Source organism: Lysobacter sp. GCM10012299, assembly GCF_042649405.1.
GTDB lineage: Bacteria > Pseudomonadota > Gammaproteobacteria > Xanthomonadales > Xanthomonadaceae > Lysobacter_J.
This window is the reverse complement of record NZ_JBHRZC010000006.1, coordinates 93,402-112,230: the sequence shown is the minus strand read 5'-3', so window position 1 is coordinate 112,230 and position 18,829 is coordinate 93,402. Positions and strand designations below refer to the sequence as shown.

The 18,829-nt window shown below is 65.6% G+C and carries 21 protein-coding genes; 13 read left to right on the top strand and 8 right to left on the bottom strand.

The features are described 5' to 3' along the window. Positions 1 to 9 precede the first annotated feature (9 nt). The 7 genes from ACFOPO_RS15485 to ACFOPO_RS15455 all read left to right on the top strand — a co-directional run bounded on the left by ACFOPO_RS15485 (position 10) and on the right by ACFOPO_RS15455 (position 6,794). The gene (locus tag ACFOPO_RS15485) at positions 10 to 252 is read left to right on the top strand and encodes a Tfp pilus assembly protein FimT/FimU (RefSeq protein WP_386704335.1); all 243 of its coding nucleotides are present in this window, start codon (positions 10 to 12) and stop codon (positions 250 to 252) included. Continuing rightward, positions 249 to 611, top strand: coding sequence for a hypothetical protein (locus tag ACFOPO_RS15480; RefSeq protein ID WP_386704334.1), 363 nt, complete (start codon positions 249 to 251; stop codon positions 609 to 611). The genes ACFOPO_RS15485 and ACFOPO_RS15480 overlap by 4 nt, the downstream gene beginning before the upstream one ends. Further along, positions 592 to 1,074, top strand: a complete 483-nt coding sequence (gene pilV, locus ACFOPO_RS15475; protein ID WP_386704332.1) for a type IV pilus modification protein PilV — start codon at positions 592 to 594, stop codon at positions 1,072 to 1,074. The genes ACFOPO_RS15480 and pilV overlap by 20 nt, the downstream gene beginning before the upstream one ends. Then, positions 1,071 to 2,054, top strand: a complete 984-nt coding sequence (locus ACFOPO_RS15470; RefSeq protein WP_386704330.1) for a PilW family protein — start codon at positions 1,071 to 1,073, stop codon at positions 2,052 to 2,054. Before pilV ends, ACFOPO_RS15470 begins: the two co-directional genes overlap by 4 nt. Continuing rightward, positions 2,051 to 2,650, top strand: a complete 600-nt coding sequence (locus ACFOPO_RS15465; RefSeq protein WP_386704328.1) for a PilX N-terminal domain-containing pilus assembly protein — start codon at positions 2,051 to 2,053, stop codon at positions 2,648 to 2,650. Before ACFOPO_RS15470 ends, ACFOPO_RS15465 begins: the two co-directional genes overlap by 4 nt. Positions 2,651 to 2,716: 66 nt before the next feature. After that, on the top strand, positions 2,717 to 6,358 hold the full coding sequence (locus ACFOPO_RS15460) for a pilus assembly protein (protein ID WP_386704326.1): 3,642 nt from the start codon (positions 2,717 to 2,719) through the stop codon (positions 6,356 to 6,358). 4 nt (positions 6,359 to 6,362) lie between these two features. Continuing rightward, the gene (locus tag ACFOPO_RS15455) at positions 6,363 to 6,794 is read left to right on the top strand and encodes a type IV pilin protein (protein WP_386704325.1); all 432 of its coding nucleotides are present in this window, start codon (positions 6,363 to 6,365) and stop codon (positions 6,792 to 6,794) included. A 24-nt stretch (positions 6,795 to 6,818) separates the two neighbouring features. On the opposite strand, the gene ACFOPO_RS15450 is transcribed toward ACFOPO_RS15455, so the two are convergent. The 8 genes from ACFOPO_RS15450 to ykgO form a co-directional block, all read right to left on the bottom strand. After that, on the bottom strand, positions 6,819 to 8,039 hold the full coding sequence (locus tag ACFOPO_RS15450) for a TraB/GumN family protein (RefSeq protein ID WP_386704324.1): 1,221 nt from the start codon (positions 8,037 to 8,039) through the stop codon (positions 6,819 to 6,821). A gap of 204 nt (positions 8,040 to 8,243) precedes the next feature. Beyond that, positions 8,244 to 9,170 (bottom strand): alpha/beta fold hydrolase, encoded by a 927-nt coding sequence (locus tag ACFOPO_RS15445; RefSeq protein WP_386704323.1) that lies wholly within the window; start codon positions 9,168 to 9,170, stop codon positions 8,244 to 8,246. Between the two features lie 20 nt (positions 9,171 to 9,190). Beyond that, positions 9,191 to 9,802: a TetR/AcrR family transcriptional regulator gene (locus ACFOPO_RS15440; RefSeq protein WP_386704322.1), complete on the bottom strand. Its 612-nt coding sequence runs from the start codon at positions 9,800 to 9,802 to the stop codon at positions 9,191 to 9,193. 75 nt (positions 9,803 to 9,877) lie between these two features. Next, positions 9,878 to 10,420, bottom strand: a complete 543-nt coding sequence (locus ACFOPO_RS15435) for a GNAT family N-acetyltransferase (RefSeq protein WP_386704320.1) — start codon at positions 10,418 to 10,420, stop codon at positions 9,878 to 9,880. Positions 10,421 to 10,425: 5 nt separating this feature from the next. Continuing rightward, a complete protein-coding gene (locus ACFOPO_RS15430) occupies positions 10,426 to 11,313 on the bottom strand; it encodes a carbon-nitrogen hydrolase (protein WP_386704318.1) in 888 nt (295 codons plus the stop codon). A 102-nt stretch (positions 11,314 to 11,415) separates the two neighbouring features. Further along, positions 11,416 to 12,450 carry an agmatine/peptidylarginine deiminase gene (locus tag ACFOPO_RS15425; RefSeq protein ID WP_386704317.1) on the bottom strand — a complete coding sequence of 345 codons (1,035 nt, stop codon included), beginning with the start codon at positions 12,448 to 12,450 and terminating at the stop codon, positions 11,416 to 11,418. 4 nt (positions 12,451 to 12,454) lie between these two features. Further along, positions 12,455 to 12,790: a hypothetical protein gene (locus ACFOPO_RS15420; RefSeq protein WP_386704315.1), complete on the bottom strand. Its 336-nt coding sequence runs from the start codon at positions 12,788 to 12,790 to the stop codon at positions 12,455 to 12,457. Between the two features lie 181 nt (positions 12,791 to 12,971). Next, the gene (ykgO, locus tag ACFOPO_RS15415; protein WP_010342887.1) at positions 12,972 to 13,097 is read right to left on the bottom strand and encodes a type B 50S ribosomal protein L36; all 126 of its coding nucleotides are present in this window, start codon (positions 13,095 to 13,097) and stop codon (positions 12,972 to 12,974) included. A gap of 154 nt (positions 13,098 to 13,251) precedes the next feature. Here ykgO and cmk point away from each other — a divergent pair, with 154 nt between their 5' ends. The 6 genes from cmk (at position 13,252) to ACFOPO_RS15385 (ending at position 18,805) form a co-directional block, all read left to right on the top strand. Further along, positions 13,252 to 13,938 (top strand): (d)CMP kinase, encoded by a 687-nt coding sequence (cmk, locus tag ACFOPO_RS15410; RefSeq protein ID WP_386704313.1) that lies wholly within the window; start codon positions 13,252 to 13,254, stop codon positions 13,936 to 13,938. A gap of 213 nt (positions 13,939 to 14,151) precedes the next feature. After that, the gene (gene rpsA / locus ACFOPO_RS15405) at positions 14,152 to 15,840 is read left to right on the top strand and encodes a 30S ribosomal protein S1 (protein WP_386704311.1); all 1,689 of its coding nucleotides are present in this window, start codon (positions 14,152 to 14,154) and stop codon (positions 15,838 to 15,840) included. 116 nt (positions 15,841 to 15,956) lie between these two features. Continuing rightward, a complete protein-coding gene (locus ACFOPO_RS15400) occupies positions 15,957 to 16,259 on the top strand; it encodes an integration host factor subunit beta (RefSeq protein WP_158731172.1) in 303 nt (100 codons plus the stop codon). A 107-nt stretch (positions 16,260 to 16,366) separates the two neighbouring features. After that, positions 16,367 to 16,639, top strand: a complete 273-nt coding sequence (locus ACFOPO_RS15395) for a LapA family protein (RefSeq protein WP_386704309.1) — start codon at positions 16,367 to 16,369, stop codon at positions 16,637 to 16,639. Positions 16,640 to 16,642: 3 nt separating this feature from the next. Next, on the top strand, positions 16,643 to 17,821 hold the full coding sequence (gene lapB / locus ACFOPO_RS15390; RefSeq protein ID WP_386704308.1) for a lipopolysaccharide assembly protein LapB: 1,179 nt from the start codon (positions 16,643 to 16,645) through the stop codon (positions 17,819 to 17,821). Between the two features lie 3 nt (positions 17,822 to 17,824). Continuing rightward, entirely contained in the window at positions 17,825 to 18,805 is a 981-nt protein-coding gene (locus tag ACFOPO_RS15385) for a lipopolysaccharide biosynthesis protein (protein ID WP_386704306.1), read from the top strand. Positions 18,806 to 18,829: the final 24 nt, after the last annotated feature.

Genomic DNA, 18,829 nt, shown 5'->3' with positions numbered 1-18,829 from the left:
AAAGCAACGATGTTCGTCATTCCGGCCGCCCTGTCGAGGTCGGCGCCTGCTTGCGCGCGTCTTCGCCGCGGGTCGGGTTTCACTCTGCTGGAACTCATGGTGGTGGTCTCGCTGGTCGCCATCCTGGCGGCGATCGGCTACCCGGGGATGAGTGCCCTCATCAACGGCAACCGCCTCGGCGGGTCGGCGAACGAAATGGTCGCCACGCTGCGTTCGCACGGATGGAGGCGGTTCGGCTCAATCGCACGGTGACGGTGTGCCGCAGCGGCGATGGCATTCGTTGCACGACGGGTGACGTCTGGAGCACATGGATCGCCGTTGTCGATTCCGACCGGGATGGGGCGGTCGACGATGTCCTGCGAGTCGGCACCGTCGCGGCCCCGGTACAGCTCAGGGGCAGTTCCTCGATCCGTGATGGTCGCATCGACTTCCGTTCCGACGGCCTGGCGCGAACCATTGACAGCGAACTGCTGAACGCATCGTTCGCGGCCTGCCTGCCGACGAGCTCGCCCGTCGACAACGTCAGGCGCATCAGCATCGTGTCCGGCAGTCGCATTTCCACGCACGCGGAGAGCGGGGGAGGGCGATGTGATGCAGCAGCCAACCTCTAGGCGTACACGGCAACGGGGCGTTGGCCTGATCGAGGTGTTGATCGCGGTCCTGGTGATGGCCATCGGCCTCCTGGGCGTTGCAGCACTGCAGGCGGCCGCCCTGCGAAACAGCCAGAGCTCGCTGGAGCGCAGCCAGGCGGTCGTCCTGAGTTACGCCATCCTCGATGCCATGCGTGCGAATGTCGTCGAGGCGCGGGCCGGGCTTTATGACATGGGCATGTGTGCCGCCACCGGGAAGTCCGGCGCCGATGCAGCCGGCGGAGCGCAGCTGGGAGCCGCTGATCGTTCGGCCTGGGTGGCCGCGCTCCGGGCCGAGCTGGGTGCAGCTGCCTGTGCACAGGTCAGGTGCACCGCCGTAGCGGGCACCGATGCCACGGAGTGCGCCGTCACTGTTCGCTGGGACGATTCGCGCGGCACCGGGAGTAACACCCGGCACCAGATCAGGACGGTGGTGAGGGTATGAGTGAGGCGCGCCCCGGGACGAGGCCACGCCGGGGGAGCGAGGCCGGCTTCAGCCTCGTCGAACTGATGATCTCGCTGGTGCTTGGCCTGCTGGTATCGGCAGCCGCAGTGGGAATCTTCCTGTCGAACCAGCGGACCTATCGTGCCACCGAGAGCCTCGCGCGAATCCAGGAGAGCGCGCGGGTGGCATTCGAACTGATGGCACGCGAGATTCGCCAGGCGGCCGGCAATCCCTGCGCGATGGGTCTCCCGGTGGCGAACGTCCTCAACGGTGCCTCTGCAAAGGCGGTGCCCTGGTGGATGAACTGGGAGCGCGGCATTGTCGGGTATGAAAACGGCGGACTCCCTGGCGCCGCTGCAGGCACCGACGCGATCGAGTTCCTTTCGTCCGGCGAAGGGGCCGTCACCGTGACTCGTCATGACCGCCAAGCGGTTCGATTCAGGAGCGCCACGGCCTTGCAGGGTGTGCGTGCAGGCGACATCGTCCTGGTCTGTGATTACACACAGGCCAGCATCGTCCAGGTCAGCGCAGTCCACGACGGCAACACAACGATCGAGTACGGCCCGGGCAGCGACTCGCCGGGGAACTGCACCAGGCACCTGGGTGTTCCGGTGGTGTGCTCGGCCCAGGGCAATAGCAAGACCTATCCGCCAAATGCATTGATTGCCAAGCTTCACGCGGTGCGATGGTTTGTCGCCGACAACGGTCGTGGCGGTCGGTCGCTGTATCGCGTGCCGCTGGGCCGGGGCGGCGCGCAGTCGCGTGAGGAAGTGGTCGATCGCATCGAGAACATGCAGATCACCTATCTGGTCGCGGGCGCCGCCCGGTACGTCGACGCCGGCGCCGGGGTCGACTGGAAGAAGGTCATCGCCGTGCATGTCGTAGTGACGCTGCAGGACACCGGGCGCGCCGGCACGGAGCGCTCGCCGCTGACGCGGACGCTGGTGCACACCGTCTCGTTGCGGAATCGCACCTCGTGAGTGGGGTGTGCCGCCATGCCAACCGTGTGACCTTGCCACGGCAACGCGGTGTGGCGTTGATGATGGTCCTCCTCCTGCTGATTGTCGTGACCCTGCTTGGCCTTGCAAGCCTGCGCGGTGCCCTGCTGGAAGAACGGATGAGTGCTGGCATGTTCGACCGCAGCCTGGCCTTCCAGTCCGCGGAGACAGCGCTTCGGGTCGCGGAGCAGAAAGTCCGCGAGACCGCGTTGACGGGGCGATCCATCGGCGTGAACTGCGCGACCCTGCACGCCATATGCACGAGCACGCCCGCCGGCATGGATGCAGCCACCGTCGCTGGTTGTACGGCGGGTGCCCCGGGCTGCTGGACCAGCGTCGCGGAGAAGTCGTCCTATTCCGATGCAGCCGCGGGTGCGCCCCAGTACTACATCGAGTACATGGGGGAGTTTTCCGGGAACGCCGAGGATGACGGGGCGGGGCGCGGCGCATCTGCGTACCAGTACGGCGCACCACCTGTCACCCACGGCAAGTCGATCTACCGCATATCCGCGCGAAGCCACGATCCCCGGGGCGATCGTGCCGTCGTCGCACTGCAGGCGACGATCGAGGTGCGCTGATCGAGTCGGGTTGCTTGGCCCCGGCGGATCGCCGGCCATGATGGGTACTTGTTCGGAGTGTGGGCAATGGAAGGTCGACGCTGCAGCCGCAGTGGTAACAGGAAGTGGGTTTCGTCGTTGATCGTCGCGCTCATCGCCATTGCCGCGATCACCGGAGCGGCCAATGCCCAGGTCCAGATATCGCAGGCGCCCTTGTACGTAGGTCCACGCGTGCCAGGCAATCTTGCGCTGGTGCCATCGGTCGAGTATCCGACGATCAACAGCCAGGCCAACATCGGCCGCTATGACGTCAATCGCACGTACCTGGGCTACTTCGACGCTGACAAGTGCTACAACTACCATTACGCCGCGATCGAGTCCCAGCGGCACTTCTACCCGGTGAGATTCACCCAGGGACATGTGTGCAGTTACTCCAGGAAGGAATGGAGTGGCAACTTGATGAACTGGGCGGTCACGCAGACCGTCGACCCTTTTCGTCTTGCGCTGACAGGTGGCTACCGCGTCGTTGATACGCCCACCGAAACGTGGCTCGAGAAGGCGCGGCACGACCGTGGTTACGGCTTCTCCGACCGTCGCGTGCCGGACGGCGGGCCGGGCGACATCAATGCACTGCGCGCGGCGACGCCTGCCTCGTGGAACTGGATGTGGGTGCAGGTCGCGGGCCGCGGCAACAAGATGCGCTTCACCGGCCGCAACTTCTGGGGCGCGCTGGTCGCCTATGATCCTGCCACGCACGACCTGGTTCTGGACAATCGCGGTAATGCGACTCCCGGGAATGCGTTCGAGGTGAGCGTCCGCGTCAAGGTGTGCGTGGCGAACCTGCTGGAAGCCAACTGCAAGCGCTACAGCCAGGGCTGGAAACCGGAAGGGCTGGTCCAGGCGTACTCGGACCGCGTTCGATACAGCATCTTCGGTTACCTCAACGATTCAAGCGTGCGGCGCGACGGTGGGGTGCTGCGCGCCGAGCAGAAGTTTGTCGGACCACAGACACACGATCCGGCGACGGGTCCGGCCGCGAATGCCGCGAGGGAATGGGACCCCGACACCGGTGTGATCTTCACCAATCCGGATCCCGGCGCGGCTGCGGCAACGCCCGGTGGCGTCCGGGACAGCGGCGTCATCAACTACCTCAACAAGTTCGGTCAGCTGACTTCGCAGTTTCACAAGGGCATTGATCCGGTAAGCGAGCTCTACTACGCCGCGATCCGATACTTCAAGAATCAGGGCAATGTCGCGGCTTACTCGACCATCACCGGCAACGCGTACGACCAGGTCGATGGTTTCCCGGTCATCACCCGATGGCGCGATCCGGTGCAGTATCGATGCCAGGCCAACGTAATTCTCGGAATTGGCGACGTCAACACCCACCGCGACAAGAACCTGCCTGGCAACACCAACCTGTCGGAAGAACCGGCAACGCCGCCGGAGGTGAGAGCGGACCGGACCGTCAACGTGGTGACCGCCACCAACAAGGTGGCCGAGCTGGAGAAGCTGAGAATCGGAACCCCGTTCTCGGGTCGCAACAACTCTGCATACATCGCTGGTCTCGCCTACGACTCGCACACGCGCGACATCCGCCCGGACCTGGATGGCTTGCAGACGGTCGCTACGCATTGGGTCGACGTTCGCGAGAACGCCACGCTGGCGCCCCGGGAATCCAATCAGTACTGGCTCGCTGCCAAGTACGGCGGCTTCCGCGTGCCGAACGGCTACAGACCCTACGAACGGACAGACGCGCTGCCCGAGGCGTGGTGGTACGAATCAGGCGACATCCTGGCGGCAGGCTACAAGCGCCCGGACAACTTCTATGTCGCCAGCGAAGCCGACAAGATGGTCGAGAGCCTGACCAGGGCGTTCCGGCGCATCGTGCAGGAAGCCTCGGGTTCGGCTGCCTCGCTTGCGGCGAACACGACGCGACGCGAAATCGGGGCGATGATCTACCAGGCGCGCTTCCAGAGCCCGTCCTGGCGCGGCGAACTCAGTGCGTATCCGTGGGATCCCGCCACCGGCGCATTCTCCGTCGAGCCCGCCTGGAATGCCGGGGACAGGCTTTCGGCTATGCCGTGGGCGCGACGGAAGATCCATGTCCACACTCGCCAGGCGGCAGCCAATCTCCGCTACCAGCCCCTGACCTGGAATGCGCTCGGACCTGAGCAGCGATCAGCGCTGGGCGACGAAGCCACCGTCGACTACCTGCGTGGCGATCGCAGAAGCGAAGGGCGCCTGCGCACCCGGCTCGGCATCCTTGGCGACATCGTTCATTCCCAGCCTGTCTTCGTCGGCCGGCCGGAGGCACTTCTTTACTCTGGCGGCACGTTTGCCGGGGCTTCGTCCTACGCGCACTTCGCCGATAGCCAGGCGAACAGGCGTGGCGTCGTCTACGTCGGCGCGAACGACGGCATGTTGCATGGGTTCGACGCCGAGACTGGCGACGAGGTCTATGCGTTCATGCCGGCTGCGGCGATCAATGCGTATCTGAAAACACTGGCGTCGCCCGATTACGAGCATCGCTTCTTCGTCGACGGCGAGTTGTCGGTGGCGGACGTCTATGCCGCCGCTGATCGACGCTGGAAGACGATCCTGGTGGGCAGCATGGGGCGCGGCGGCAAGGCCGTGTTCGCCCTGGACGTCACCGATCCGGACAACGTCAACTTCCTGTGGGAAAAGGACGCCTCAGACATCCCGGCATTGGGCCATGTGCTGGGCAAGCCCATCCTCGCCCAGGTCGCCAATGGCGATTGGCGGGTGTTGCTCGGGAATGGACCCAATAGCGCCGGTGGCACCGCCCAGTTGATCACGATCGGGATCGAGTCCGGTGTCGCGCAGGTCATCACCACCGGAACCGCCGGCAACAACGCGCTGTCTGCCGTGGATGCCTGGGACACCAACCGCGACGGCTTCTTCGAGACCGTGTACGCAGGCGACCTCGCAGGCAACCTGTGGCGGTTCTCCGGGGTTGGCGGCGCGGCGGCGTCCGTCGGCAAACTGTTTACCGCGGAGGGCAGCGACGGCAAGCGGCAACCCATCACCGCCGCGCCGCTTGTGACAAGGAACCCGAAGACACGCGCCGTCTGGGTGTTTTTCGGCACCGGCCGTTATCTCGGTGACGCCGATGTTGCCGACAAGAGTGTGCAGGCCTGGTACGGCCTGGTCGACGACGGTGATGAAGTGAAGGGGCGAACGGCCCTCGTCCGTCACCGCATCCTGGCCGAACTGCCCGCTGGCAAGGGGCAGGTGTTGCGCGTAACGACGAAGGCCACGGCGGAAGACTTTGTCGGCAAGGACGGATGGGAGCTGGAGCTGGTTTCACCGGTCAATGGCCGGGAAGGCGAGCGAATGGTGGTTCCCAACCAGTTGGATCGCGGCATGCTGATTGGCACAACACGCATTCCGGATGCCCGGGACATCTGCAGCCCGGGGGGTAGGGGCTTCATCATGGCGCTGGAGCCGTTCACCGGCTCACGGCCTTCGTCGAGCTTCATCGACGCCAACGGCGACGGTCTGGTCGACGAGCGGGACATGGTCAAGGTGGACGGCGTGATGGTTCCCGCATCCGGCACAGGCTTCGGAAGCAGTCCCATCGGCCCGACCATCCTGGACGGCAGCATCCAGGTGAATCTGGAAGACGGCACCGTGCAGGATCTGCGCACGCGAAACACGGGCACCCGCGCTAGTCGTGTCTCGTGGCGAGAGCTGCTGCTGGATTGACGCAATGAAACTGCGCAGGCACGTACCCGGTTTCTCGCTGATAGAGCTGATGATCGTCGTCGCTGTCGTGGCGATACTGGCCGCGATCGCTTACCCGAGCTACCAGAACCATGTCATCAAGACCCGGCGCTCGGCTGCGGCGGTCTGCATGCTGGAAGTGGCGCAGTTCATGGAACGCCATTACACGACGAACCTTCGATACGTCGAAGGCTCGGGTGCGGCGCCTGCGATTCCCGGGATGCAATGTCGAACCGATCTGCGAAGCCACTACGTCATCGGCCTGGCTGACGGCACTGCAGCCAACGCGTACACGGTCCAGGCCGTGCCCCAGGGTGTGCAGGCATCCCGGGACACCCGGTGCGCAACCCTCTCGATCGACCAGCAGGGCGCCCGACGCGAATCCGGTACTGCGGCCTCTGCGGCGGAATGCTTCTAGCGTTCCGCCGCAGCGCGGGCGGCCTCAGCCGACCAGCTTGCCCAGCATTCGCAAACCGCCCGTCCACACGCCGATCGCGGTGCCCAGGCTGGTCAGGAAGAAATTGAGCAGAACGCGTGCGACCCGGTTGCGCCACCAGCCGCGCCAACTCTGCACGTCGTCGCGCAGGGCCATGAAGTCGGCATAGGTTGGCTTGCGTACCCAGGCTTCGGTCAATGCGCTGAGCGTGCCCGACGCAAGCGCCGGATGGAGCGGCGTGATGGGCGACGCGACGAACGCGACGAGGATGCTGAGCGGATGGCCGCCGGCCACGGCGCATCCAATCGCGCCAAGCACGCCGGTGGCCAGCACCCATTGCAGCAGCAGATCGGAGCCGACGTCGATGCCACCGCGCCAGAATCCCCAGGCGAAGCCGCCGAGCACGAAGGTGGAAAGGATGATCGTGAACCAGGGCACGTCGCTCTTCTTCGGCAGCGCCTCGAGTTCCTCGCGGATGGTGTCCGGTGCACGGACTTCTTCCTTGAGATGGCGTGCCAGTCCCTGCAGATGCCCGGCGCCGACCACGGCCAGCACTTCGCGCGCATCGCCATGGGTTTCACGCAGGCGAGCGGCCATGTAGCGGTCGCGCTCGGCGATGACGGTTTCGTACAGTTCCGGGCTGTCGCTGGCGAATTCGCCGAAGCTCGATTCGAGCATGTCGCCCTGCTTTAGCTTCTCGATTTCGTCGGCACCGACTTCCTCGTCGACGAACAGTGCGGCCATCAGGCCGCCGCCGAGCTTCGCCCGCGACCACCAGCCCAGGCGGTTGCTGGCGCGCTTGAAGGTCAGGCCGACATCGCGGTCGATGAGGTGCACCGGCAGCTCGCGCTGGCGCGCTTCGAGCACGGCGCGCTTGAGTTCGGCGCCGGGTTCGATGCCCAGCTGTTCGGCAAGGCGGCGCTGGTAGGCGGCCAGTGCCAGGTTGGCGGCGAACAGCGCGGTCTTGCCCGTGCGGATGACCTGCACCAGGTCGAGCTTGGCCAGTGCATCCGGGTCGGTCAGCGCCTGCAGGCGCTGCGGGTCGAGTTCAACCGCGACGGCATCAAATGCGCCGCTGTCGATCGCATCGCGGACCGCTTCGACACTCGCCTGCGAGACATGCGCCGTGCCCAGCAGCGTGTAGCGCACGCCATCACGTTCGACGATGGCATGGGGCTGTGCTGCCAGTACGGCATCGAGCGCGGCCTGTGCGGAGGACTCGATCATGGCTGCACCCGACGGTCGCTGTGCGGATCGGACTTCGGTACTGATTGCGGTGCTGCGGGCATGCGGCGTTGCCTTTCGGGTTTGCGCAGCAAGACGGCGCCGATCAGGCGCCGTCTTGCCGATATGCAGGAGGTCAGGAGCAGAGCTTAGGGCCAGACCACCACCGGGGCAACGCAAGGCTGGTTCAGGCCAGGGCCCGTTTGTTCAGGCCACGCCGAACGGGAGGTTGGTGCTCGACACGATGCGATCCCCGACGCTTTCGCCGTGCAGGAAGCGCATTCCTGCGTCGATCACGCCGTCGTCGTCGAGCACGCGGCGATGGCCGAGCCCGCGCGTGGTCAACAGGCGGGAGTCAGGCCAATAACGTGCGTAGCGCTCGCCTTCCTCCCACGGCACGTCACGGTCTTCGAGGTCGTGCACGATCAGCGCCGGGCGGCCGATCACCGGTGCGTTCAGATGCGCTTGCTGTTCGGCGAACGTGATGCCGATCCGGCCTTCGAAGTAGGCAAACATCCGCTGGAACAGGCGACGGCCGATCCACATCACGCGTGCGAATCGTTCCGCTGCGGCGACAGGGTCGGCGGCCGGGGCGATCAGCACGGCGCGTGACGCCTGCAGTCCGTGCGCCATCGCCAGCAGCGTCGCGGCGCCGCCGAGGGAATGGCCGATCACGGCTGCGGCCGGACCGTAGTGGTCGCCGACCGCGAGCAGGTGGCGGGTGAAATCCGGCAGCGTGGCCTGCGTGCCGGGGCTGCGGCCATGCGCTGGCTGATCGAACGCGACCACCGCGTAGCCCTCGGCGAAAAGGGCGGGCAGCCAGCGCGCAATGCGCGTTCCATGGCTCGACCAGCCGTGTGCGAACAGCACATAGGGCTGCTTCGCCGGATCGCCCCAGACATAAGCCGCGATGGCATGCCCATCGACTTCGAGCTGCTCCTCCCGTGCACCCTGCGTGGACGCAGCGAGCGCACGGCTCCGGGTCGACGGCATTGGCGTAGAAAAAACGCGTGCCGCGCGGCTCACCGCCGCTTTCGGCGCCAACGGAGCGGCAAGGGCGAACCCCAGTCGAAGGCCGTACAGTCGCATGATATTACGAACGGTCGTGCTAATTGTGGCGATGAGCGGGTACACGGGAGGCCTCCGGTAGGGAGTCAGAGGGTGGGGGAGTACGAGCGGAACAGGCGCTCGAGTGCGCGCCGGCCGCGGGTGTGCGCCAGTTCGAATCCGAACAGGCCGGCATCGTGGTGGACGATCAGGGCCAGGCTGTAGACCTCGAATGCCATCTGCTCGGGGTCGGTGTCGGGGGCCAGATCGCCGGTGTCTACAGCCAGTGCGATCGCGCGCGCCAGTTCACGGCGCCAGCGCAGTTCATGGGCGACGACGCGATCGCGGATTTCGCCCGGACGGTCGTCGTATTCGCTGGCGGCGCTGAGCAGCAGGCAGCCCCCTTCGGAGGACTGCCGGGCCCAGTCGAACCAGGCTTCGACGATGGCGCGCAGACGGGGCAGGCCGCGCTGCAACTTCAATGCCGGCAGCAGGACATGGGCCACGAAGCGCTGGCCGGCCGCATCCAGGACCGCCAGCTGCAGGTCTTCCCGTGAACCGAAATGGGCGAAGACGCCGCTCTTGGACATGTTGACCGCCTGCGCCAACGGCCCGATCGAGAGGCCTTCCAGGCCGGCCGAGCAGGCGATGTCGTAGGCCCGATCAATGATCGCTTCGCGGGTGGCGGCGCCTTTGCTGGTGGCGGTGAGTGCGGACATGGGACGGAAAATAGCACGTCCGTTCGTTTTAATTTTGACCGTTCGTCGGTCGAAGAATCTCACCGCATTGGGAGATCAATCTCGGTCTGTCTCGGGTGGAGAGGTCCGCCCGGCCCCCAGCGCCAGTTGCATCTGCACGGTGTCCAGCCAGCGCCCGTGCTTGCGGCCGAGCCCCGCAAACACGCCGACGGTGCGGAATCCCAGGCGCTCGTGCAGCGCGATCGAGGCCGCATTGCTGACGTCGCCGACCACCGCCACCATCTGCCGGAAGCCAAGCGCCGTGCAGTCTTCGATCAGTCGTTGCAGCAGCGCGCGCCCGACGCCGCGCCCCTGGAGCTCGGGAACGATGTAGACCGTGTCCTCGACCGTCCATCGATAGCCTTCCCGCGTGCGGTAACTGCTCGCATACGCATAGCCGGCGAAGCGGCCGTCGAGTTCGGCAACGATGTACGGATAGCCCTGCGCAACGATTGACTGCCAGCGCCGCGTCATCTCGGCCTGGTCCGGTGCGTCGTACTCGTACGTTGCAACGTGTTCGTCGACTTCGCGCGCGTACAGCGCGGTGATCGCCGGCAGGTCGCCGGCGACGGCAGTGCGGATCGTCGGCGCGGTGGCCAAGTGGCTCAGTCGCGGTAGCGCTTGAGCAGGTCGCCGTAGGCATCGATGCGGCGATCGCGCAGGAACGGCCAGATCCGCCGCACGTGCTCGCTGCGCTGCATGTCGACCTCGGCCATCAGGATTTCCGGCTCGGCAACGGTCGACTGCGCGAGGAACTCGCCCTGCGGGCCCAGCACATGGCTGGTGCCCCAGAAGTCGATGCCGGCCGCGTCGAGCGGAGACTGCTCGTGGCCGACGCGGTTGCAGCTGAGCACGGGCAGGCCGTTGGCCACGGCGTGGCCGCGGTGGCTCAGCACCCAGGCATCGCGCTGGCGGTCCTTCTCGGCTTGTTCGTCGGTGGGGTCCCAGCCGATCGCGGTCGGGTACAACAGCAATTCGGCACCGGCCAGCGCCATCAGGCGCGCGCCTTCCGGGTACCACTGGTCCCAGCACACCAGCACGCCCAGGCGGCCGACCGACGTCTGGATCGGCTCGAAGCCGATATCGCCCGGGGTGAAATAGAACTTCTCATAGAACCCCGGATCGTCCGGGATGTGCATCTTGCGGTACTTGCCGGCGGTCGAACCGTCGGCATCGAAGACGACGGCGGTGTTGTGATACAGGCCGGCCGCGCGCTTCTCGAACAGCGAGCTGACCAGCACCACGTCATGCTGCTTCGCCAGCGCACCCAGCCGCTCCGTGCTGGGGCCGGGAATGGTTTCTGCGAGGTCGAACTCGTTGACCGACTCGTGCTGGCAGAAGTACGGGCCGTTATGCAGTTCCTGCAGCAGGACCAGCCTCGCGCCACGCTTGGCGGCCTCGGCCACGCGCGCCTCGATGTTGGCCAGATTGGCCTCGCGGCTGCCGTGGTCGCGGTCCTGGATCAGGGCGACGGGGAGGGTGGTCTTCTTCATGGCGACTGGTTCATGGCGACAGGAAATCCGGGCGCAGGGGACGGCGGATATTGTAGGCGTGGTCAACGACGCCCATTCGCGATTGGCGCTCGGTGGCGTTGTTTACGCCACCACGCCCTGGGGCAGCTGCATGGTGATGCAGTGCAGGCTGCCGTTCTGCCAGATCAGCGGGCGGCAGGGCACCGGCACGATTTCGCGGTCCGGGAAGGCTTCCGCCAACACCGCCTGTGCACGACCGTCGGCCTCGTCGCCATAGGCCGGCATCAGCACGGCGCCATTGACGATGAGGAAGTTGGCGTAGCTCGCGGCGAGGCGACGGCCTTCGTCGACGATGGGCCTTGCCCACGGCAGCGGGAACAGGCGGTACGGCTTGCCGTCGCGAGTACGCAGCGCAGCCAGCTCCTTGCCCATCGCCTGCAGCTCGGTGAAATGGGAATCGGCCGGATCGTCGCAATCCTGATAGACGATCGCGTCCCGCGAGGCGAAGCGGGCGAGGGTGTCGACATGGGCGTCGGTGTCGTCGCCTTCCAGGTAGCCGTGGTCGAGCCACAGCACGCGCTCCTGGTGCAGCCAGGTTGCCAGCTTGCTGGTCAGGTCCTCCCGCGAAGTCTCCGGGTGGCGCTCGTGCAGGCACTGCCAGGTGGTCAGCAGGGTGCCTTCGCCGTCGCTGTCGATCGCGCCGCCTTCGAGAGCAAAATCAACCGGATAGCGCGAACTGTTAACAAACGTTCCAGCATCGTGCAGGCGCTCTACCAACAGGTCGTCCTGGCTGGCGTCGAACTTGCCGCCCCAGCCGGTGAAGCGGAAATCGAGCAGGCGGAATCCGCCTTCGCGGCGCAGCGTGATCGGTCCGGAGTCGCGCAGCCAGGTGTCGTCGTAGGGAACATCGACGAAGCGAACCCGGGTCATGTCGACGCGCGCCGAGGAGAGCCGCGCGCGCGCATACGCTTCCACGTCCTCGTCGGCCACGCAGATGACAGCCGGCTCGAAGCGGGTGATGGCGGCGACCAGGGCGATGTAGGTCTCTTCGACCTCGCCCAGGCGATCAGCCCAGTCGGTGTCGGCGGTCGGCCACGCGATCAGGACCGCGGACTGGGGTTCCCACTCCGCGGGGAAGCGCAATACAGGTTCGTTCATAGCCTCAGCGAATGGGGGGCTTCGGGCCGACTTCCTCGGCACTGGCCTTGTTGGCAACCACGTCGATCACCTTGCTCTTCTCGAAGTACACGGTGAAAGCGGGGTAGACCCAACGGTTGATGGTCGGCCACTGACGCTTCTGGCCGCCCTGGGATTCGAGCTTCTCGCTCGGCGCGCCGTAGCTGGCTTCGACCTGGGCCATGGTCTGGCCACGGGCCGGCATCGCGGCGCGGTTTTCTTCCTGCACGCGCTCGACCAGGAGGGTGTCGGCGGCAGCGGTACCGGCCACGGCCAGCAGTGCGAACAGCGGTACAGCAACGAAGCGCTTGTTGACGTTCACGGCGAGCCCCCTCGGTGGATGAACACGGTCTGGTAAGGACGCGATTGTACGCACAAGGTGTGAAGCGGCGGCAGCGCGCCGCCGTCACGTTTTGGCGAAGCAGCCATGCAAACCAGACAGCCCGCCACAGAAAAGGCCGCCTTGCGGCGGCCTTTCGATTTGCACGGCGTTGCCGGGCTTCTTAGCGCTGACGCGCCTTGAAACGCGGGTTCGACTTGCAGATCACGAAGACCTTGCCACGGCGGCGGACGACCTTGCAGTCGCGGTGACGGGCCTTCGCCGACTTCAGAGAGGACAGGACCTTCATGACAGACTCCGGCAAACGGTTGGTTAAAGAACGAAGCCCGCGATTCTAGCTTGTAATTCCTTCCTCGATCAAGCGCTTGCAGCAAAAAAGTTCAAAGCCGGGCAAATCGGGATGGCAAAAGCCAGTCGCGGTCGGCTCACCCCATAATGTTCGCATGAACAGCGCAGACCCCCACAGCAGCATTCCCGTCCTGACCATCGATGGCCCTTCGGGCTCCGGAAAGGGCACCATCAGCCGCCTCGTCTCGCAGAAACTGGGCTGGCACTACCTCGATTCCGGTGCCCTGTACCGCGCGGTCGGCGTCGCCGCCGGCTGGGCCGACCTCGACCTGGCCGACCCGGCGGCCCTGGTCCGCTGCACCTTCGATACCCGGATCGGCTTCCGCGACGACCCTTCGGGGGAGCTGCGGGTGCTGGTCAACGACATCGACGCCACCGACGAGCTGCGCACCGAGACCGCCGGGGCGGCGGCATCGGCCATAGCCGCGATCCCGGAAGTCCGGGCCGCCCTGAAGGACCGCCAGCGCGCTTTCCGCCAGGCCCCGGGCCTGGTCGCCGACGGCCGCGACATGGGCACGGTCATCTTCCCGGATGCCCCCTTCAAGGTGTTTCTGACCGCCAGTGCCGACGAAAGGGCGGAAAGGCGCTATAAGCAGTTGAAAGACAAGGGGGTTTCAGTTAATTTAGATGGTCTGCTGCGGGAGATCCTTGCCCGCGACGCCCGCGATGCCAGTCGCGCGGTGGCTCCGTTGCGCCCGGCCGATGACGCCGTTCGCATCGACACCACCGGCCTTGGCATCGATGCGGTCGTCGAGCGCGTGCTGCAACTGGTGACGCCGTAAGGCGCCATCGAATGCAGTCGCGTTGAACGAACGTAGCAGGACGATGTTGCAAACCAAACGCCATCGCAATCCCGCGATGGTCAATCAACCAACACATGGCGTGGCTCCATCGCGCCACATAACGGGTGGGTCGACCACGTGCTGCTTGAAGTCATCCGACGTGGATGGCCATGACAGCCGGTGCGGCCCGTGTGTTCAACAGAGTATTTTTCAATGACCGAATCATTTGCCGAGCTGTTCGAACAAAGTCAGACCAATCTGGCCAAGCTGAAGCCGGGCGCAATCGTCACCGGTGTTGTCGTGGAAGTCCGCGGCGACGTCGTGGTGATCAACGCCGGCCTGAAGTCCGAAGGCATCGTGCCGATCGAACAGTTCCGTAACGACGCGGGCGAGATCGACGTGGGCGTGGGCGACGAAGTCAAGGTCGCACTCGACTCGATCGAGAACGGCTTCGGCGAGACCGTCCTGTCGCGCGAGAAGGCCAAGCGCGCCATGGTGTGGGACGAACTCGAGCAGGCGCTCGAGAAGAACGAGACCATCACCGGCCGCATCTCCGGCAAGGTCAAGGGCGGTTTCACCGTCGACATCAAGGACGTGCGCGGCTTCCTGCCGGGCTCCCTGGTCGACGTGCGCCCGGTCCGCGACTCCGCGTACCTGGAAGGCAAGGAACTCGAGTTCAAGCTCATCAAGCTTGACCGCAAGCGCAACAACATCGTCGTCTCCCGCCGTGCGGTGGTCGAGAGCGAGTACAGCGTCGAGCGCGAGCAGCTGCTCGAGAAGCTGCAGGAAGGCGCGATCCTCAAGGGCGTCGTCAAGAACCTCACCGATTACGGTGCGTTCGTCGACCTCGGCGGCATCGATGGCCTGCTGCACATCACCGACATGGCGTGGAAGCGCGTGCGTCACCCGTCGGAAGTCGTGGAAGTCGGCCAGGAGCTGGACGTCCGCGTGCTCAAGTACGACCGCGAGCGCAACCGCGTCAGCCTCGGCCTGAAGCAGCTGGGCGAGGATCCGTGGGACAACATCGCCCGTCGCTACCCGGCCAACACCCGCGTGTTCGGCAAGGTCTCCAACGTCACCGATTACGGCGCGTTCGTCGAGATCGAGCCGGGCGTCGAAGGCCTGGTGCACGTGTCCGAGATGGATTGGACCAACAAGAACGTCAACCCGTCCAAGATCGTGCAGGTCGGTGACGAGGTTCAGGTCATGGTCCTGGACGTCGACGAGGAGCGTCGCCGCATCTCGCTGGGCATGAAGCAGGTCACCAGCAACCCGTGGGAAACCTTCGCCGCCATCCACAAGAAGGGCGACAAGGTTTCGGGCCAGATCAAGTCGATCACCGACTTCGGCATCTTCATCGGCCTGGACGGCGGTATCGATGGCCTGGTCCACCTGTCCGACCTGAGCTGGGCAACCACCGGCGAAGACGTGGTCCGCAACTTCAAGAAGGGCGACAACCTGGAAGCCGTCGTGCTCGCCGTCGATCCGGAGCGCGAGCGCATCAGCCTGGGCGTCAAGCAGCTTGAGCAGGACCCGATGGGCCAGTACGTGGCGACCAACGCCAAGGGCTCGATCGTCAAGGGCAAGGTCAAGGAAGTCGACGCCAAGGGCGCGACCGTCGAGCTCGACAATGGCGTGGAAGGCTACGTGGCCGCCCGCGACATCGCCAAGGAGCGCGTCGAAGACGCTTCGCAGTACCTCAAGGTTGGCCAGGAAGTCGAAGCCAAGATCATCGGCACGGACCGCAAGGGCCGTTCGATGCAGCTGTCGATCAAGGCCAAGGACGAAGCCGAGCAGCAGGAGGCGCTGGCGGACTACAACCGCTCGTCGTCCGATGCTTCCAGCGGCACGACCAAGCTGGGCGCGCTCCTGCGCGAGCAGCTGGGCAACAAGTCCGAGTAACCGAGCTGTATGGAGCCCGGTTGTAACGGGCTCCAGGTGGTAACCGCGAAGGCGGTCCGGCTCGTTCGGACCGCCTTCCTTCTAAGTCCGAGCCGTCGCGAGAATCCGTTCCAGCCATGACCAAATCCGAGCTCATCGAGATCCTTTCGCAACGTCAGGCGCACCTGAAGGGCGAAGACGTGGATCTGGCGGTGAAGGCACTGCTCGAGATGATGGGCGGATCGCTGTCTGGCGGAGAGCGGATCGAGATCCGCGGGTTCGGAAGCTTCTCGCTGCACTACCGTCCGCCGCGCCTGGGTCGCAATCCCAAGACCGGCGAATCAGTCGCGCTTCCCGGCAAGCACGTGCCGCACTTCAAGCCCGGCAAGGAACTGCGCGAGCGCGTCAGCGGCGTGGTGCCGCTGGACGAAGCGGACTGAGGCTGTTCCCGGGAAGGCACGCATCCACGCGTGGCCTACTCAATAACGTTGTCAGGCCCTAAGCTACTGCTGGTCATCGCGGTCTTCGCGATCGTATGGAGGGCTGCATGCGCCTGCTTCGTTTTTTCATCGCCATCGCCTGCCTGGCCGTCGGTGCCATCATTGGTGCACTCAATCGCGCCCCGGTGCTGATCGATCTTGGTTTCGCCCGACTGCCGAGCAACCTCGGCGTCGCGCTGATCGTCGCCGTGCTGCTGGGTGTGCTGATCGGCGGACTGGCCATCAGCGCCAGCGTCGTCCTGCCGTTGCGTCGCCGCCTGGCTCGCGCCGAGCGCCAGGTTCCGTCGCCCTCCCTACCGACCGCTACCTCCGGGGCCTGACGCATGGCGTTCATCAGTGAGTGGTTCTGGTTTTTCCTCCTGCTGCCGATTGCGGCAGTCAGCGGCTGGATCATTGGTCGCCGCGGTGGCGAGCGCCACAGCGACACCCAGGTCAGCCGCTTGTCGACGACCTATTTCCGCGGTCTGAACTACCTGCTCAACGAGCAGCCGGACAAGGCGATCGAGCTGTTCCTGCATATTGCCGAGCTCGACAAGGACACCTTCGAAACGCAGGTCGCGCTGGGCCATCTGTTCCGCCGTCGCGGCGAAGTCGACCGTGCCATCCGCCTGCACCAGGCCCTGGTGCAGCGGCCTGGCCTGAGCGACCAGCAACGCGTCCAGGCGCTGCTTGCGCTGGGCGAGGACTACATGCGTTCGGGCCTGCTCGATCGCGCCGAGACGGTGTTCAGTGACCTGGTTTCGCTGGACATGCGCGCACCGCTGGCGCTGCGTCACCTGATCGGCATCTACCAGTCCGAACGCGACTGGGACAAGGCCATCGAAAACGCCCGTCGCTACGAAGAAGCCACTGGCGAGCCGATGGGCAAGCTCATCGCGCAATTCGAATGCGAGCTCGCCGAGCGTCACCGTGCGGCAGGCGACAACGCCGCTGCGCAGGCAGCGGTGAAGCGTGCCTACGAGGCCGATGCCAACTCGGTGCGCGCCGGCATGATCGAGGGCAGGCTGGAAGTGGAATCCGGCAACGACGCAGGAGCGATCCGTGCGTTCGAGCGCGTCGCCCGCGTCGATCCCGATTACCTGCCCGAGATACTGCCGCCGCTGCTGGCCAGTTACGAGCGCGTCGGTGACGCACCGGGTGCGCGCGCCTTCCTGGCCGAGATGACCGAACACTACCGGGGCATTTCGCCGGTATTGGCGCTGACCAGCATGGTCGAGCACGAAGAGGGCGTGCCGGCAGCGCGTGCGTACCTGGCCCGCCAGTTGAAGGATCGTCCGTCGGTCCGCGGCGAAGCGGCGCTGATAGATCTGACGCTGGCCGAAGGCGCCGACCCCGCCGCGACGCTGCACGACCTCAAGCACATCACCGACCAGCTGCTGGTCCGCAATCCCAGCTATCGCTGCAACCGGTGCGGGTTCGGCGCGCGCAGCCACCACTGGCAATGCCCGAGCTGCAAGGAGTGGGGAACGATCAAGCCGCTGCTGAACTACGCGGTGGTCTGACGCATGTGGCAGTGGTTGTTGATTTATTTCTGCATCGGCGCGGCTGGCACCTGGCTGGCGCGCCACTACGCCATCAGGCAATCGCTGATCGACCAGCCCGGAGAGCGTCGCAGCCACGATGTCGCGACGCCGCGGGGCGGTGGCATCGCGATCGTGATCGCGGCCCTGGTGGCGGCCTGTGCACTGGGCTTGCGCCGGCCGATGGATGCTCCATTGCTTGCCGCTTTCGCCGTAGGCCTGGTGCTGGTCGCCGGGGTTGGCTGGCTGGACGACCACCGTCCGCTGTCGCCGTGGTGGCGCCTGTTGGTGCATGCCGTTGCGGCCGCATTGCTTGCGTTCGCGGTGGCCGATGTCTACCAGTCGCCTTGGTTGGGCCTGGTCGCATTCGTGGCCGCGATGACGTTGACCAACGTCTGGAATTTCATGGACGGCATCAACGGACTGGCGGGCAGCCAGGCGGCGATCGCCGCCGCCGGGCTGGCGGCCATCGCCGGCGGTACCTGGGGCCTGCTGGGCTTGGCCATTGCCGCGGCCTGCGCCGGCTTCCTGCCCTTCAATTTCCCACGCGCGAGAATTTTTCTCGGTGACGTGGGCAGCGGCGCCATAGGATTCTGTCTGGCGGCGCTGGCAGTGGTGGCAAGTGCCCGGCTCGGAGCGCGTTTCTGGGTCGTGTTGCTACCCCTGGCGGTGTTCCTGGTCGATGCCGGCCTGACACTTCTGCGGCGCCTGCTGCGCGGTGAGCGCTGGTGGACTCCGCATACCCAGCACGCCTATCAGGTATGGGCTCGCCGGGTCGGTCACGTCCGGGTCACGCTCGCTTGTGCGGCCGTGTCGGCTGTGGCGCTGGCGGCGGCTTTCTGGCTTGCGTCACAAGCTGATGTGGCCTTCATCACCGGTATCACACTCGCGTGGTATACCTGCTGCGCTTTTTTATGGGTCGGGCTGCAAAAGGCCGGGACTTCCCGGGTTCCGACTCAAAATTGATTCAGGTTTGCATCCACAAGAGGC